Raw genomic sequence first — 14,931 nt, forward strand, 5'->3', positions numbered from 1 at the left:
GGGCCTGTGCAATTCACCACGTTCAACGAACAGGTCGCTGAGCAACTAAAGAGCGCAGCAGAAACCACGGGCGGGTTGGCCGGTTACCTCGGCTTCCGTCACACCGAATTCACTGCGGGACGGCTCGTCGCGGAGATGGACGCACGCGACGACCTGAAGACGCCTTTCGGGAACCTGCATGGGGGCTGCTTATCGGCCATGGTCGACCACTGCCTCGGAGTGGTGTTTTATCCCGTGATTCCACTGGGATCCTGGGTCGCGACAACGGAGTTCAAACTGAATCTGCTTCGTCCGGTCTCCAGCGGCACCTGTGTAGCCACAGCCGAGATCATCGCGCTGGGCAGAACCAGCGGGGTGGCGCGTATCGACATCAGCAACGACGGCAGAGCGGTGTGTGCGGCCCAGGGAACCGTCACCGTCGTCGCACCGAAGACGAACTCCTGATGTCGGCAAAGAGAACAGGCGATTCGTCGGCTCCTGTGGTCGAGCGCGTGCCCACGGCGGACGGGCTGACGCTGGCGGTCGACCTCTACCGCTGTGATGCGCCGCGGGCGGTCGTGTTGCTCCTTCACGGCGGAGGTCAAAGCCGACACGCCTGGGACGTCACCGCCCAACGCCTGCACCAGCGGGGCTACACGGTGGCCGCGTACGACACCAGGGGACACGGGGACAGCGACTGGGACCCCGACGGACGCTATGACGGGGACCGGCTTGGATCCGACCTATTGGCCGTGCGCTCATACGCCGATTCCGGCCGCCCCGTCGCCGCGATCGGCGCCTCTCTGGGCGGCTTGACCATTCTCGGAACACACTTGCTCGCCCCGCCGGACCTATGGCAGGCCGTCGTGCTGGTTGACGTCACTCCGCGAATGGAGATGGAAGGCGCCCGAAGAGTCGTAGCGTTCATGTCGGCGCACCCCGAAGGTTTCGACAGCCTAGAGTCGGCCGCTGACGTGATCGCCGCCTACAACCCGCACCGCCCTCGCCCCGAAAACCTCGACGGCCTCCGAAAAGTCCTCGCCCGTCGCGAAGACGGTCGCTGGGCCTGGCGATGGGATCCAGCTTTCGTGACGTCGAATTTCCAGTTCCTGCAGGGTGATCCAGACGAAGGCGCTAAAGACTTCGACATGATGAGCGCGTTCCTTCTTGATGGTGCCCGGCAGGTGTCCGCGCCAACGCTGCTGGTCCGGGGCCTACTATCTGACATGGTCTCCGAAGAGACAGTAAAGCATTTCCTGACCGTCGTTCCGCACGCGCAAACCGTTGACGTATCGGGCGCGGGACACATGATTGCCGGCGACAACAACGACGCATTCTCGACGGCGGTCGTCGAATTCCTCGACAGGACCATATGAACCCTGCTGTCGGTTGACTGCCCATGTAGGGCTGGCGCCTATCCTGCTCCTATGCCAACTGAACCAGCGCGGGTGTCTTTCCGCCGGCATGTGCGCGAAAAGGTTTTGAGGGCGACACGAGAACTCGCCATCGAGAAGGGCTGGGATCAGGTCCGGATGAGCGAGGTTGCCGAATCGGTCGGCGTCTCCCGCCCGACGTTGTACAAAGAGTTCGGCGACAAACAGGGGCTCGGCGACGCGCTTGTGGTGTCGGAGGGCCAGCGCTTTATGGACGGCATTCTTGCCGTCCTTGCCGAACACGTGGGCGACGTGCGGGGCGGCATCACCGCAGCGGTGCAATTCACCCTCTGTGAAGCAGAAGACAGCCCGCTCCTCAAGGCAGTTCTGACGTCCAACCCTTCGGGGAATGATCGCGGTGGCTCGTCGTCTACTGGAGTCCTACCTCTTCTGCCGACGTCGGCTTCCCTGCTTCAGCTCTGCTCCGCGGCTCTGATCACGTGGTTTAACGACCACTTCGACGATCTCGATCCCGAAGACGTTGAGGAGGTCGCAGATGTTCTGGTGCGACTGACAGTGAGTCATGTTGTACTCCCAGCCGCGGACATCGCCACCACCGGTGAGCGGATCTCCCGCGTAGCACTCAGGTACCTGGGAGTTGTCCACAGTTTGTAACCAGCAAGCTCTCGTGTCAGATCGAGCCGGCGAGGAGCTCTGAGCGGTCAACTCGGAGCTGCTGGCTGATGGCCCGCTTACTGGACATGAAATCGCGAGGACGATTGACGCAGTCGGCGGCGATGAGTTCGCCCTCGCGGAAGTAGAAGCAGCTGAAGTCACGCTCACGCGACGGGTCACCACTGAGCAACACTTCGTCGTACCCGGCGTTGAGACCTGCAATCTGGAGTTTGAGATCGTACTGGTCGGACCAGAACCACGGAAGCGCAGCGATTGCGCTGTGTTTTCCGCAGATTGTCGCCGCAGCGATCTTGGCCTGCTCGCCGGCGCTCGATACGGATTCCAAACGAATACGCGAGCCGTATCGAGCCATGGTGTGGCTGGTGCAGTCGCCGGCGGCCACGATGTCGGGGTCGCTGGTGCGGGCCTGGTCGTCGATCACGATGCCGTTGTCGACGGATAATCCTGCGGCCGAGGCGAGCTCGGTGTTCGGCACCACACCGACGCCGACGATGACCAAGTCGGCGGGGATCGGTTCGCCGTCAGCCAGCACCACCTCCTGCACCCCACCGTTACCGAAGAAGGCTTCGACGAGAGCGTGTGTTCGGATCTCCACTCCCTCGCCGTTGTGGATTCGGGTGTAAAACGCGGAAACCTCCGGCGCGGTGACCCGTTCGAGTACACGCTCGGTTGCCTCGAGGACGGTGACGTTCATGCCGAGCGAACACAGCGAGGCCGCCGTTTCCAACCCGATGTAACCGCCGCCCACGATCACAACCCTCCGACCCGGTGTAGCGGCGGCACGGATCAACTCGACGTCTGCAGCGGTACGCAGGTAGTGAATTCCGGGAAGATCCACCCCTGGTGTGGGGAGTCGTCTGGCCCTTGCACCGGTGCACAACGCGAGCTTGGTGTACGTCAGCGTGTCGCCGGTGCTCAGAGACACACGCTTGGCACTCCGGTGGATCGCCTCCACGGTCGCATTCAAGAGTCGAATGTGCTGCTTTTCGTAGAAATCAGCGCCGCGAATCAGGAGGTCGTCGAGGCCGTTCTTGCCGGCCAGGTATCCCTTCGACAACGGAGGCCGGTGGTAGGGCAGTCCCCCCTCGTCGCCGATGAGCACGACCTCCCCAGACCACCCCTCCCTTCGAAGATTAGCTGCCAACTGCGCGCCGGCGTGGCTCGCGCCGACGATCACCGCTCGTTCGGGAGTCACGCACTTGGCCTGGGAGTGAGGCGAACCATCAGCTTGCTGATACCCCTGACGAAATTCGATTGCACATACTCGGGTTCGCCGACCACCTCGATGTTCTCAAAGCGAGGGAGCAATTCCTCCCACAGGATTCGAAGCTGCAACTCAGCAAGTCGGTTTCCCATGCACCTGTGCACGCCGAACCCGAACGAGATGTGATTGCGGGCGTTGCTCCTATCGATGATCAACTCATCGGCCCGCTCGAAGACACGCTCATCGCGGTTACCAGAGGCGTACCACATCACGACCTTGTCGCCCTTGCGGATGAATTGCCCGTTCAACATGATGTCTTTTTTCGCGACTCGGCGCATGTACGCCAACGGGGTCTGCCAGCGAATGATCTCGGATACCATGTTGGGAATCAGGTCAGGGTTCGCCTTCAACTTCTCGAACTGATCGGGGAACTGGTTCAAGGCGAGAACCCCTCCGCTCATCGAGTTGCGAGTCGTGTCGTTTCCCCCGACGATCAGCAGTACCAAATTGCCGAGGAATTCCATCGGGCGGTCGATGAGATCCTTAGTGTCCTCGTTGGCCTGCAGCATCGTGATCAGATCGAAGCCCGGTCGCTCCCCGTTGGCGGTACGGGCCGCCTTGTCATGCCAGAGAGCGCTGAGCCCCTTCGCCATGTCGACCATGCCACGAAACACTCTGTCGTTGTCGGAAGGACCACCATTGGCTTGCTCCATGGAGGTGGCGAGGTCCGACCATTCCACGAGCTTGTGCCGCTGTTCGTACGGGAAGTCCAGCAGGGTCGCGAGCATGCGCGCTGTCAGTTCGATGGAGACGTGGTGCACCCAATTGAACGGCTGATCCACCGGTAGATCGTCCAGCACTTCCTGGACACGCGAGCGGATCAGCCCCTCCATCTCGCGCAGGTTCTTCGGCGCGACAACCCCTTGGACGGAAGCGCGCTGCAAGTCGTGTTGTGGCGGATCCATCGCGATGAACATGGCGATGTCCATAAAGCGAGGCGGTCTCCCGATGATGATGAACGGCTCTGCGGAGAAAGCCTCGTGGTTCTTGTCGACGGCGATGATGTCCGCGTGGCGGGTCACCGACCAGAATGGGCCGAACGGACTGTGAGCCTGGTAGTGCACCGGCGCCTCGTTGCGCACGCGTTCGAAGTAGGACTTCCAGCGGCCTTGGCGGTAGAGGAACGGGTTGCTGAGATCGATGTCGGCGATATCGATGTCCTCGACCGGAGGAATGGGCGTCTCGGTGAAGATCTTCTTACCATTGGTTCCGGTTACCCACCGGCGTGTCTTGTCGTAGAGGTGTGCGCCGCGGATTTGCAGCTCCAGAGGCACGGCAGACTGGGCTTTGGCGGCCACTGCCGCGGGAATACTCATTATTGTTTCCTCCAAATCCATGGCGTTGTTTCAGAGCTGGAACTCAGGTAGCTCGACCGTCAAGCCATCCCATGCCTCGGAGGCGGCCATCTGGCAGGACAGCCTCGACGTCCGCTGACGCTCGGGGTTCATCGCGAGCATCTCCTCTTCGTTGGCGCCGCAGAGTCCCACCGTGTCCGACCACTCGGGAGCGACGATCACGTGGCACGTTCCGCATGCGGCTTCCCCTCCACAATCGCCGTCGATGCCGGGCACCGCGTTGTTGACCGCAATCTGCATCAAGGACTGCCCTTCGGCCAAGGGGGCTTCGTACTTCTCGCCGTCATGAGAGACGAAGGTGACGACTGCCATGACTAACTCTCCTCAATCTGGAACTTCATCTTTTTAGTGTTGTCGCGCGTGACCAGCGTCGCTAGGCTCGCAGGAGTCAAAGAGTTGTGTTTTTAGCTCACGCGCAGGGAGGCACGTGAAACTCGACGACTCGGGTATGCCAGCGCTGGCTTTCCTGCAGATGCTGGACAGTGAGGCGCTGGGGCATGACGCCAGCATTGCGCTGCGCAGCATCATGGTTCGCGAGCACGTCACCGAGTCGATGTTGGTGGGCCGCGACGCGCAGGTCCCCTTACGGTGGTTCAAGGAGATATATTCCGATTTCGATTGTGATCAGGGAACCCGTCTGGGTTTCGCGTTCGCTGAACACGCCAAACTGACGTCCTTTGGGGCACTCAGTGTTCCCTTGGTCAGCGCGGGCTCGGTAGCCGAGGTTGTCGAGTTGCTTGCTTATCTGCCGGTGATCACCACAGCCCTCAGCCCGACGTTCCATTCGACGGAACGCGGCCTCACGATCGGGCTCACCGGTCGCACCGGTGACGCGGGCCTGAACTGCCTGGCCGTCACCTACGGTGGGCTGGCGCTGTTGCGTCTGCTCGACATGCTCGCGGGTGCCGTACCGAATATTGAACTGCATCTGAGTCATTCAGCACCGGAGTCGTGGGTTCTTCATGACGAAGTGTTGGCGGGTCGGATCTTCTTCGACGCCCCCAGCTCGTTCGTCCACGTTCCCGCGGCTTCGCTCGAGGAGGTCTGTCGATTCTCCGATCCTGTGGCGTACCGGATTGCCGTCACCGATTTGCAGCGAACTCTCGATCAACGACGTGACACGTCGGTCTCCGAAAAAGTAAGGGACCTGCTCGAGAAAGATCCCGGAAAAACGAACATCAGCCGGACGGCGGGCGAGCTCTCGATATCCCCGAGCACGTTGAAGCGGCGCCTCAGCGAAGAGGGGACCACCTTTCGAGAATTACGTCAGTCGTTCTTGCAGGAGCGAGCAATTCTGCGACTTCTCGACAGATCGGTGTCTGTAAGCGAGATCGCGGCAGAACTCGGGTACGCGGACCTCACGAACTTCACACATGCCTTCAAACGGTGGACCGGTCGGTCACCGCGCCACTTCAGAAAAACGCGCGACTGAGCGCGCAAGGTTCCGCCCGGGCGCGTGCCGGCGTCCACCGGAACCAGCGGGCTTCGCGATCGGCCTCATCTGTCACCTGGACATCGTCGAGAAACGACACGATCGGCGCGGGTTTCGGTCATCGCAGCACCCTCTTGGGAAGAGGCGCAACGACATCCAGAGAATCCATACCGCGCTGGCGGCGGGTGCGGGCGGGGGGTGACGCGGACCCCCTAGTCACGCTATGCTAACCGTCGTTCACGTCGGGACCGGCGTTGAACGCGTGGTCGGAAGGAGTCCGGATGCCACACGACCAGCCGGCCATCATCGGTGCCGCCGAACTCGCTCCAGGAAGAAACGTTCCGTACACCTCCACTGAATTGCATGTGCGCGCCGCGGTCGCGGCTCTCGCCGACGCAGGGGTGGTCCCAGACGAGGTCGACGGTCTCGTGTGCGCCGGGCCGATGACGAACGAGGGTTCGATCTTCCTGTCCGAGGACCTCATGGACTATCTCGGGCTGCACAACCTGAAACTTCAGATGACCTGTCAGCTTGGCGGCGGGACCCATCTGGCCATGACGCGCATGGCGAGTAACGTCATCGCCCGGGGCGAGGCCGAGACGGTGCTGGTCGTGTCGGCGGGCAAGTTTCCACCGATCCGCGATGGCGGGCGCGAACTGATGGCGCTGGTGTGTGACCACGCGTTCGAGATGCCCTACGGACCGTCCGTGCCGGCGCTGTACGGTTTGATCGCGCAGGCCTGGATGCACGAGACGGGACAGGGCAAGGCGGACATCGCCGAGGTCACCGCGTCGCAGGACCGGTGGGCCGCGCTGAATCCCGCGGCGATCGCGCACCGCTCACAACGCCTGACTGTGGAGGACGTGCTGGCGTCCCGCCCGATCGCCGGGCCGTTCCACTTCTACCACTGCTCGATTCCCTGCGAGGGCGGTGGCGCGCTCGTGCTGGGCTCGGCCCGCCGGGCTCGCGCGGGCAAGCACCGGCCGGTCCACCTGCTCGGCTTCGGAGAGGGTCACACCCACGGTTTTCTGACCTCGCTGGCCCGGCCGGGTCGTACCGGGGCCGCCCGTTCTGGTCCGATGGCCTTCGAGCGCTCCGGACGGGCGCCGGCCGACATCGACATCGCCTTGCTCTACGACGCCTTCGCCTCCAACCCGGCGATGATCCTTGAGGAGGCGGGTTTCGTGAAGCCCGGCGGGGCAGGCGATTTCTACCGTGACGGCTGCGCCGATCCGGGCGGCGACCTGCCGGTGAACACCGACGGCGGCCTAATCCGGTTCGGGCACACCGGGACCTCCTCTGGCATTTCGCAGATCCTTGAGGGTTACTGGCAGTTGTCCGGTCGCGCCGAGGGCCGTCAGGTGCCCGGGGCGGATACCGCGTTCGTGCACAGCTACGGCTCGATGCTGTGCAGTCACGTCAGCATGGTGATGGAGGGAGCGTCATGACCGCAGCTTCGAGTTCTCTCGACGGTCTACACGATCCTGAGGCGCTGCCGCCGCTGACCGATGTCAACCGTCCCTACTTCGCAGCAGCGGCCCGCGGTGTACTCGTCTTCCAGCGGTGCGCGAACGACCACCCTTTCCTCTACCCGCGGCTGGTGTGTCCCGTCTGCCATGACGGTGAGTTGGCCTGGGAGACCGCGGCGGGTACTGGTGAGATCGTCAGTTTCGCGCCGGTGTACCGCCCCCCGTGGGACTCGTTCCCGCGCAGCGAGCCGTACGTCGTCGTGCTCGTTCGTCTGGACGAGGGGCCGCAGTTGTTGGCCAGTCTCGAGGGCGTGGCCCCAGATGAAGTTGCGATCGGGACGAGAGTGCGCGCAGTGTTCGAGCGGGTGAACGAGGACCTTGGGCTGGTCCGATTCAGGCTGGCGGCGTCGTGACCACGTACGGGGTCTCGGTGCTCGGCGCGGACTTGGCCACCCTTGTCGAGACCGCCGAGGCTACCGACCTCGCCGGCTTCGACGCCGCCTGGGCCTCGGAGTTCTACTCGCGCTCCGGCTCGATCTCGATGGCCGCGATGGCCGCGCGCACAAAGCGCTGCCGCATCGGGTCGTCGATCCTGTATGGCGTCGGGCGCAGCCCGCTCGTGCTCGCCACCGAGGCGCGTGACCTCGACGAGCTTTCAGGCGGGCGCGTCGTACTCGGGCTCGGCAACGGCACACGCCGCATGATGAGCGACTGGCACGGCGTGGAGGACACCTCCGCTCCCGCTCTGCGCATGGAGGAGCTGGTCCCGCTCGTGCGTCGGATCTGGAACCTGCACGAGGGCCCCGTGCGCCATGAGGGGCGCTTCTACCGGATGAATCTCGTCCCAACCGGCGACGTCGCGCCGCCGAAGCGAGCGATCCCGATCATCACCGCGGGCGTGCGTCCGCGGATGTGCGAGGTGGCAGGGCGCGTAGCCGACGGGTTGGCTGGTCATCCGCTGTTCACCACGACCTACGTCGAGGAGGTCGCCCGCCCAGCCGTCGTGCGCGGTGCGGAGCGGGCCGGACGCGATCCCGCCGACATTGAGATCGTCTCGATGGTCATCTGCGCGGTGCACGACGACCCACAGATCGCACGTCGTGAGGCCGCGCAGCAGATCGCGTTCTACTCCTCGGTGAAGACCTACGAGCACGTGCTCGACGTCAGCGGTTTCGCCAGGCAGGGAGCGGCCATCCGCGACGCGTTCGCACGGCGTGACCTGCCGGCCATGTTCGCCGCGGTCACCGACGACATGATCGACGCGATGGCGGTGGCCGGCACCGCCGCCGAGGTCCGAGAAGGGCTGCGCCGCTACGAGGGCGTGCTGGACCACATCGTTCTCTACTCACCCTCGATTGGTCTCGCGCCCGAGCGCATCGCCGAGAACCTCGGCAGCCTCATTCGCGATTGTGCGCCGGCCTTCGCCGGCGGGAAAGGTGACCAGAGTGGCTGACGCATCGCTCATCGGGACGCAACTCGGGAGGACCACGTTTCCCGTCGACCGGTCCAAAGTGCGCGAGTTCGCACTTTCGCTCGGCGACCGCGACCCGATCTACCAGGACGTCGCGGCCGCCCGCGCCGCCGGCTTCGGCGCGATCCCCGCTCCTCCGACCTTCGTCGTCTCCTCGGCTCACTGGCGCGCCGACGACGACATGTTCGGCGCCCTCGGGCTCGACCTGCGACGCGTACTGCACGGTGAGTGCGGCTGGGAGTATTTCGCGCCGGTGTTCGTCGGCGACGAGCTCACCGAGACTCGTCGGGTGTCGAACGTGACCAGCCGCGAGGGGAAGCGCGGCGGCATCATGACAATCGTGACGATCGAGACCGACTTCACCAACCAGCGCGACGAACTCGTCGTGCGCCAGACCGACGTCTTGATCGAAACCGGAGGCTCCACCCAATGACGACATCCCCCGCGCCGGTGGCGTTGGCCATCGGCGACGAGATGCCGACCTCACAGTTCGGCCCGCTGACGCGCTCGCACATCGTTCGCTACGCCGGCTCCGGCGGCGACTTCAACCCGATCCACCACGACGAAGAGTTCGCCCGCGCGGCCGGCATGCCCGGTGTGTTCGGCATGGGACTGCTGCACGGCGGTGTGCTCGCGCAGCGGCTGACCGCCTGGGTGGGGCTGGCCAACATCCGCTCGTTCCGCATCCGGTTCACCGGTCAGGTATGGCCCGGTGACCTGCTCAGCTTCGGCGGCAGGGTCACCGGCGTGCGCGAGGCCGGAGGGCAGCAGGTGGCAGACCTCGAACTCGTGGTCACGCGCCAGACCGGCGAACCCGCGATAAAGGGGAGCGCCGTCGTGCAGGTGACCCGGTGAGCGCGCCAACGAGCGACGTCACCGGCCTCGGGATGACGTTCGGGACCTTCGACGAAGGCCGGGCGTGGGTCGGTCATCGCTCCGAACCGCGGCATGCGTGGTTCCCGATCGACCGCTCGATGGTGTTGTACTACTGCTCGCTCGTCGAGGACGCGAACCCCCGTTACTGGGAGGGTGAGGACTGCCCGCCCGGGCTGCTGATGAGCCTCGGCTTCGCGCCGCAGTGGGTGCCCGGGTACCTAGCGCGTGCCGACATGATGTTCGCGCTCAGCGTCCCGTTGCCGGGCCACCACATCATCAACGCCTCGACGACGACGGAGTTCGAACGCCGGCCCCGGGTAGGCGATCACGTGTCGATCGTGGAGGAGATCGCCTCGATCTCCGAGCCCAAGACGACGCGGGTGGGCACCGGTGTGTTCATCACCACGGTGAGCACCTTCTCCGACCAGCACGGTGAGGTCATCGGCCGCAACACCAACGTGCTCTTCCGATACGACACCGCCGATAGTGAAGGCGCATCATGAACGACTCCACCGAGCGCAGCATGGTCCGCGTCCCCGTGCGGTTCGAGGACATCGCCGTCGGCGACACCCTGACGCCCGTCTCGATCGAGATCAGCTACAAGCGCATCTGCATGAACGCGGCTTCGACATGGGACTGGTTCCCCGGTCACCACGACCCCGACTACGCGCGCAGCCAGGGCCAGCGCACGATCTACCTGTCAACCCTCTTCTTCCATGGCTTCATCGACCGCGGCCTCAACGAATGGGCCGGACCCGACGCGCTCATCCGGCGCCGCAGAATCTCAATGATCCGGTCGATCTATCCGGGCCAGACCGCAACCCTGAGCGGCAAGGTCGTGGCCAAACGCGACGATGGCGGACGGCGCCTCGTCGACCTCGAGTTGCTCGTCTCGAGCGAAGATGGTCCGTGCGTGCCGAGTGAAGCCACCGTTGAGCTGGCCGACCCGTTTGTCGAGGTGCCGGGGTGAGCTGCCACTCACATGCGAGGCGACGGTGAGGGACGGAGGCTCGGTGGCCGAGCAACCGGTTCGCTACGAGGTCGTCGACAGCGTGGCCTGGCTGACGATCAACCGGCCCGAGGCGCGCAACGCGCTGAACAACGCTGTGCGCACGGGGCTTTTCGACGCGGTACGCCGCTTCAATGACGACGACGCGGCGAAGGTGCTCGTCCTCACCGGCGTGGGCGATAAGGCGTTCTGCGCCGGCGGGGACTTGAAGGAGATGGCGCAGAACGCGCTCAAGGTGCCCCCGAAGGACTTCGCTCCGCAGTTCGGCCGCAACATCGATGTCGCGAAGCCGACGATCGCGGCCGTCAACGGTGTCGCGTTCGCCGGGGGCTTCCTGCTCGCGCAGCAGTGCGACCTGGTCGTGGCTGCCGAACACGCGACCTTCGCCGTCAGCGAGGTCAAAGTCGGCCGCGGGTCGCCGTGGGCGGCACCGCTATCGTGGCTGGTGCCCCCACGCGTTGCCATGCAGATCCTGCTGACCGGCGACCCGATCACCGCCGAGCGCGCCCACCAGGTCGGCTTAGTCAATGAGGTGGTGCCGGCCGATCAGTTGCGCGAGCGTACCCAGCAGTTGGCGCTCAGCATCGCCGCGAACGCACCGCTATCGGTGCTTGCGTCCAAGCGCACCGTGTACCTCTCGGCACAGCACCACCTCGCCGCCGCCTACGACCTGGCCGACGAGATATGGGAGCCGGTCTATCTGAGCGACGACGCGCAGGAAGGCCCGACGGCGTTCCGCGAGAAGCGCGCACCACAGTGGAAGGGACGCTGACATGGCGGTGACCATGCAGTCGGTAATCGCCGACATCGAAGCCGAAACGGCCGCGTTGCGCGAACTCATCGCACCGCTGCCCGAAGGTCCGCGCGGCTGGGACGCGCCGACTCCGGCCGTGGGCTGGGCGATCCGCGACCAGATCAGCCATCTGGCGTTCTTCGACGACGTGGCGGTGCGCTCGGCCACCGACCCCGACGGTTTCAGCAGCGACTACCTGCCGATGATGGCCGACGGAAGCATCTCACCCGACGTCATCGCTGAGCGCTGCCGTCAAATGCCGGCTGCCGACCTGCTCGCGTGGTTCGACACGTCGCGTGCAGCCCTCGTTGCGGCGTTCGCGGACATTGCCCCGGCGACCCGCCTGCCGTGGTTCGGGCCGCCGATGAGCGCGGTCTCGTCGCTGACAGCGCGACTCATGGAGACCTGGGCGCACGGCCAGGACATCGTCGACGCGCTCGGCGCGACCCGCGAGGCCACGGCACGGCTGCGGCACGTGGCCCACATCGGGGTGGGTGCGCGCGCTTTCAGCTACCTGGCCAACGGTCGGGACCTCCCCGCGGACCCGGTACGCGTCGAGCTGACCGCTCCGGACGGCAGCGTCTGGACGTGGGGGCCAGCCGACGCCGCCAACCGCGTGAGCGGGCCGGCGCTGGACTTTTGCCTGTTGGTGACCCAACGCCGCCACCGCGACGACACCGCTTTGGTCGCCGACGGACCGCTGGCCGACCAGTGGCTCGCGATCGCCCAGGCCTTCGCGGGGCCCCCTGGCGGCGGGCGCGTGGCGGGCCAGTTCGCAGGGGGTCAGCGGTGAGCGTCCCGGTTCGCATCGGCAACTGCTCCGGCTTTTACGGCGACCGCATCGCCGCAGCCCGCGAGATGGTCGAGGGCGGACCGATCGACGTCCTGTGCGGTGACTATCTGGCCGAGCTGACCATGCTCATCCTGGCCAAGGCCCAGGCCAAAGACCCGTCCGGCGGGTACGCGCGGACTTTCCTCACCCAAATGGAACAGGTGCTGGGCACCTGTCTCGATCGTGGCATCAAGGTCGTCGCGAACGCGGGCGGGCTGAATCCCGCCGGCTTGGCCGCCGCGTTGCGCGAGCTGTCCGCACGTCTCGGCCTCACCGCGCGCGTCGCGCACGTCGAGGGCGACGACCTACGTGGCGACCTCCACGCAATCACGCCGCCCGTCGGCGACATCAAACCGGTATCGGCCAACGCCTACCTCGGCGCCTGGGGCATCACCGAGGCGCTGCGTTCGGGCGCCGACGTCGTCGTGACCGGCCGGGTCACCGACGCATCCCTGGTGGTCGGTCCAGCTGCCTGGTGGCACAGCTGGGCGCCCGAGGACTGGGATCGGCTCGCGGGCGCGGTCGTCGCCGGGCACGTGATCGAGTGCGGCCCTCAGGCGACAGGCGGCAACTACGCGTTCCTCGACGAGATCACCGACCGCCGCTACCCGGGGTTTCCGATCGCCGAGGTCGCCGAGGACGGCTCTTCGGTGATCACGAAGCATCCCGGCACGGGGGGATTGGTCTCAGTCGGCACGGTCACCGCCCAGCTGCTCTACGAGATCGCTGAACCTGCCTACCTCGGCCCCGACGTCGTCGCCCACTTCGACACCATCCGGCTGGCTCAACAGGATGAGCACCGCGTCGCGATCAGCGGTACGAAAGGCAGTCCGCCGCCGGACACGTTGAAGGTGGCGTTGAATGAGGTGGGCGGCTTCCGTAACACGATGACTGGTGCTCACCGGCCTCGACATCGAGGCCAAGGCGGCCTGCGCCGAACAGCAGCTCTTCGACGTTCTCGGCGGACGCGACGCCTTCGACGAAGTCGACGTGAGGCTGTTGCGTTTCGACGTCTCCGATGCACCGACGAACGAGCAAGCCTGCGCGCACCTGCGTGTGACGGTGAAGGACGCCGACCCGCGCAAGGTGGGCCGAGCATTCTCCGGGGGGTCATGGAGATCGCCCTGGCTGGTTTCGCCGGCTTCCACACCACCACGCCACCGTCCTCGGAGACCGCCTTCGGCGTCTACCGGCCGGCCTACATAGCGCGCTCGGCCCTCACGCACGTACTCGTCGACGCCGACGGCACACGGCACGAGATCCCTGACCCGCCGACCGGTGCGGTCCCGCCGGCTGGGATCGCCCCGCCCGCGAAGCTGCCGGTGCCGTCCGGGCCGACACGTCGCGCGCCGCTCGGGTCGGTACTCGGCGCGCGGTCCGGAGACAAGGGCGGCAACGCTAACCTCGGCGTGTGGGCACAGGATGACCCTGGGTACGCGTGGGCGTGCGACTACTTCAGCGTCGAGCGGCTGCGCACACTGCTCGGGCCGGAGACGGCGCACCTGCCCATCGAGCGCTTCGAACTGCCGAACCTGCGCGCGCTCAACGTGGTGGTGCACGGCTTGCTCGGTGACGGGGTGGCCTCGTCGACCCGGCCGGACGCGCAGGCCAAGGGGCTCGGGGAATACGTGCGGTCCCGCATGGTGGACATTCCCCAGTCGCTGCTCGACACACACTAAATCCGGTGCGGGGCGCCGTCTACCTGCTGTGTAACCGCGCGGCTGAACAGCGCCGCAACGGCCGCGGCGGCCAGCATCGCCTCAATCGTCGCGTCGTCCAGCGACGCCGGCATGTACGCGGACGCGTTGAGCAATGACAGCACGGCGGCGACCAGGCCCTGTGCGCGCTCACGGTCCAGATCGCCCCGTGCTCGTACGAGCGCGTCGACCCAGAAGGACTCGTACCTGTGCTGTCGGCGTCGCAGGGCACGGGTCGCCAGCGGCGACAGCGAGCGGTGCTCGCGGGCGTAGACGGCCAACAGGCCGCGTCGTCGCGCGCCGAAGGCCGCGTGTAGGTCGACAAGGGCGTGCAGGACCTCCGTCGGTGTGCCGGCGTTGGTGGCGCGCCGGGCGCCGGCCAGCAGCTCAGTCATGGCGGCGTCGCATAACTCGCGCAGGATCGCGTCCTTGTTCTGAAAGTGCCGGTAGACGGCCGGCCCGCTCACCCCTGCTGCGGCACCGATGTCGTCGATGCCCACGGCGTGAAAGCCTTGCCGCGCGAACAGGTCGGCGGCGGCCTCGAGGAGCAGTTTGCGGCGCAAACCGGCCACTTTCAGGCCTCCTGTCGATTTGTGGTTACGTTGTTCGCCGTCCGATCCGCTGGGCCGGGCTGGGATCCTACCGGCGCTGGGGTTGCCTGCGTCGGCACCCGCCGCACCAAATC

At 65.7% G+C, this 14,931-nt stretch carries 18 protein-coding genes; 14 read left to right on the plus strand and 4 right to left on the minus strand.

Translation table 11 applies throughout. The features are described 5' to 3' along the window. Nucleotides 1–6 precede the first annotated feature (6 nt). The 3 genes from AC5Y5B_RS14620 to AC5Y5B_RS14630 all read left to right on the plus strand — a co-directional run bounded on the left by AC5Y5B_RS14620 (nucleotide 7) and on the right by AC5Y5B_RS14630 (nucleotide 2,027). The gene (locus AC5Y5B_RS14620; RefSeq protein ID WP_043410120.1) at nucleotides 7–444 is read left to right on the plus strand and encodes a PaaI family thioesterase; all 438 of its coding nucleotides are present in this window, start codon (nucleotides 7–9) and stop codon (nucleotides 442–444) included. Further along, nucleotides 444–1,355, plus strand: a complete 912-nt coding sequence (locus AC5Y5B_RS14625; protein WP_043410119.1) for an alpha/beta fold hydrolase — start codon at nucleotides 444–446, stop codon at nucleotides 1,353–1,355. The genes AC5Y5B_RS14620 and AC5Y5B_RS14625 overlap by 1 nt, the downstream gene beginning before the upstream one ends. Before the next feature lie 90 nt (nucleotides 1,356–1,445). Next, nucleotides 1,446–2,027, plus strand: a complete 582-nt coding sequence (locus AC5Y5B_RS14630) for a TetR/AcrR family transcriptional regulator (protein ID WP_500005721.1) — start codon at nucleotides 1,446–1,448, stop codon at nucleotides 2,025–2,027. A 16-nt stretch (nucleotides 2,028–2,043) separates the two neighbouring features. On the opposite strand, the gene AC5Y5B_RS14635 is transcribed toward AC5Y5B_RS14630, so the two are convergent. Genes AC5Y5B_RS14635 through AC5Y5B_RS14645 form a run of 3 tightly spaced genes read right to left on the minus strand, consistent with a single transcriptional unit; the run spans nucleotide 2,044 to nucleotide 4,979 of the window. Next, a complete protein-coding gene (locus AC5Y5B_RS14635; RefSeq protein ID WP_029644203.1) occupies nucleotides 2,044–3,243 on the minus strand; it encodes an NAD(P)/FAD-dependent oxidoreductase in 1,200 nt (399 codons plus the stop codon). Next, entirely contained in the window at nucleotides 3,240–4,628 is a 1,389-nt protein-coding gene (locus tag AC5Y5B_RS14640) for a cytochrome P450 (RefSeq protein ID WP_025239363.1), read from the minus strand. Before AC5Y5B_RS14640 ends, AC5Y5B_RS14635 begins: the two co-directional genes overlap by 4 nt. Before the next feature lie 30 nt (nucleotides 4,629–4,658). Beyond that, on the minus strand, nucleotides 4,659–4,979 hold the full coding sequence (locus tag AC5Y5B_RS14645; RefSeq protein ID WP_005086615.1) for a 2Fe-2S iron-sulfur cluster-binding protein: 321 nt from the start codon (nucleotides 4,977–4,979) through the stop codon (nucleotides 4,659–4,661). 115 nt (nucleotides 4,980–5,094) lie between these two features. On the opposite strand from AC5Y5B_RS14645, the gene AC5Y5B_RS14650 reads away from it, so the two are divergent. The 11 genes from AC5Y5B_RS14650 (at nucleotide 5,095) to AC5Y5B_RS14700 (ending at nucleotide 14,228) form a co-directional block, all read left to right on the plus strand. Next, nucleotides 5,095–6,099 (plus strand): helix-turn-helix domain-containing protein, encoded by a 1,005-nt coding sequence (locus AC5Y5B_RS14650; RefSeq protein ID WP_112632375.1) that lies wholly within the window; start codon nucleotides 5,095–5,097, stop codon nucleotides 6,097–6,099. A 281-nt stretch (nucleotides 6,100–6,380) separates the two neighbouring features. Then, nucleotides 6,381–7,547 carry a thiolase family protein gene (locus AC5Y5B_RS14655; RefSeq protein WP_112632376.1) on the plus strand — a complete coding sequence of 389 codons (1,167 nt, stop codon included), beginning with the start codon at nucleotides 6,381–6,383 and terminating at the stop codon, nucleotides 7,545–7,547. Beyond that, nucleotides 7,544–7,981 carry a Zn-ribbon domain-containing OB-fold protein gene (locus AC5Y5B_RS14660; RefSeq protein WP_112632377.1) on the plus strand — a complete coding sequence of 146 codons (438 nt, stop codon included), beginning with the start codon at nucleotides 7,544–7,546 and terminating at the stop codon, nucleotides 7,979–7,981. Before AC5Y5B_RS14655 ends, AC5Y5B_RS14660 begins: the two co-directional genes overlap by 4 nt. Beyond that, nucleotides 7,978–9,021, plus strand: coding sequence for an LLM class flavin-dependent oxidoreductase (locus AC5Y5B_RS14665; protein WP_043410103.1), 1,044 nt, complete (start codon nucleotides 7,978–7,980; stop codon nucleotides 9,019–9,021). Before AC5Y5B_RS14660 ends, AC5Y5B_RS14665 begins: the two co-directional genes overlap by 4 nt. After that, nucleotides 9,014–9,472 (plus strand): FAS1-like dehydratase domain-containing protein, encoded by a 459-nt coding sequence (locus tag AC5Y5B_RS14670; protein ID WP_011560595.1) that lies wholly within the window; start codon nucleotides 9,014–9,016, stop codon nucleotides 9,470–9,472. The genes AC5Y5B_RS14665 and AC5Y5B_RS14670 overlap by 8 nt, the downstream gene beginning before the upstream one ends. Further along, complete coding sequence (locus AC5Y5B_RS14675; RefSeq protein WP_011560594.1) at nucleotides 9,469–9,894, plus strand: dihydroxy-acid dehydratase; 426 nt, start codon at nucleotides 9,469–9,471, stop codon at nucleotides 9,892–9,894. Before AC5Y5B_RS14670 ends, AC5Y5B_RS14675 begins: the two co-directional genes overlap by 4 nt. 32 nt (nucleotides 9,895–9,926) lie before the next feature. Further along, entirely contained in the window at nucleotides 9,927–10,418 is a 492-nt protein-coding gene (locus tag AC5Y5B_RS14680; protein WP_017205330.1) for an FAS1-like dehydratase domain-containing protein, read from the plus strand. After that, on the plus strand, nucleotides 10,415–10,885 hold the full coding sequence (locus AC5Y5B_RS14685; protein ID WP_011560592.1) for a hotdog family protein: 471 nt from the start codon (nucleotides 10,415–10,417) through the stop codon (nucleotides 10,883–10,885). Before AC5Y5B_RS14680 ends, AC5Y5B_RS14685 begins: the two co-directional genes overlap by 4 nt. A 43-nt stretch (nucleotides 10,886–10,928) precedes the next feature. After that, nucleotides 10,929–11,696, plus strand: coding sequence for an enoyl-CoA hydratase/isomerase family protein (locus AC5Y5B_RS14690; RefSeq protein ID WP_112632378.1), 768 nt, complete (start codon nucleotides 10,929–10,931; stop codon nucleotides 11,694–11,696). A gap of 1 nt (nucleotide 11,697) precedes the next feature. After that, entirely contained in the window at nucleotides 11,698–12,510 is an 813-nt protein-coding gene (locus tag AC5Y5B_RS14695; protein WP_067330705.1) for a TIGR03084 family metal-binding protein, read from the plus strand. Beyond that, nucleotides 12,507–14,228, plus strand: coding sequence for an acyclic terpene utilization AtuA family protein (locus tag AC5Y5B_RS14700; RefSeq protein WP_430918385.1), 1,722 nt, complete (start codon nucleotides 12,507–12,509; stop codon nucleotides 14,226–14,228). Before AC5Y5B_RS14695 ends, AC5Y5B_RS14700 begins: the two co-directional genes overlap by 4 nt. On the opposite strand, the gene AC5Y5B_RS14705 is transcribed toward AC5Y5B_RS14700, so the two are convergent. Next, nucleotides 14,225–14,818, minus strand: coding sequence for a TetR/AcrR family transcriptional regulator (locus tag AC5Y5B_RS14705; RefSeq protein ID WP_011560588.1), 594 nt, complete (start codon nucleotides 14,816–14,818; stop codon nucleotides 14,225–14,227). The two genes, AC5Y5B_RS14700 and AC5Y5B_RS14705, sit on opposite strands and share 4 nt — an antisense overlap. Between the last annotated feature and the right edge of the window lie 113 nt (nucleotides 14,819–14,931).

The organism is Mycobacterium sp. NGS33 (genome assembly GCF_059812885.1).

Bases quoted from the DNA above. Each gene is read 5' to 3' on its own strand.
- AC5Y5B_RS14625 (WP_043410119.1), top strand. From the start codon at position 444: ATGTCGGCAAAGAGAACAGGCGATTCGTCGGCTCCTGTGGTCGAGCGC.
- AC5Y5B_RS14640 (WP_025239363.1), bottom strand. From the start codon at position 4,628: ATGAGTATTCCCGCGGCAGTGGCCGCCAAAGCCCAGTCTGCCGTGCCT.
- AC5Y5B_RS14645 (WP_005086615.1), bottom strand. From the start codon at position 4,979: ATGGCAGTCGTCACCTTCGTCTCTCATGACGGCGAGAAGTACGAAGCC.
- AC5Y5B_RS14655 (WP_112632376.1), top strand. From the start codon at position 6,381: ATGCCACACGACCAGCCGGCCATCATCGGTGCCGCCGAACTCGCTCCA.
- AC5Y5B_RS14660 (WP_112632377.1), top strand. From the start codon at position 7,544: ATGACCGCAGCTTCGAGTTCTCTCGACGGTCTACACGATCCTGAGGCG.
- AC5Y5B_RS14675 (WP_011560594.1), top strand. From the start codon at position 9,469: ATGACGACATCCCCCGCGCCGGTGGCGTTGGCCATCGGCGACGAGATG.
- AC5Y5B_RS14680 (WP_017205330.1), top strand. From the start codon at position 9,927: ATGACGTTCGGGACCTTCGACGAAGGCCGGGCGTGGGTCGGTCATCGC.
- AC5Y5B_RS14685 (WP_011560592.1), top strand. From the start codon at position 10,415: ATGAACGACTCCACCGAGCGCAGCATGGTCCGCGTCCCCGTGCGGTTC.
- AC5Y5B_RS14695 (WP_067330705.1), top strand. From the start codon at position 11,698: ATGGCGGTGACCATGCAGTCGGTAATCGCCGACATCGAAGCCGAAACG.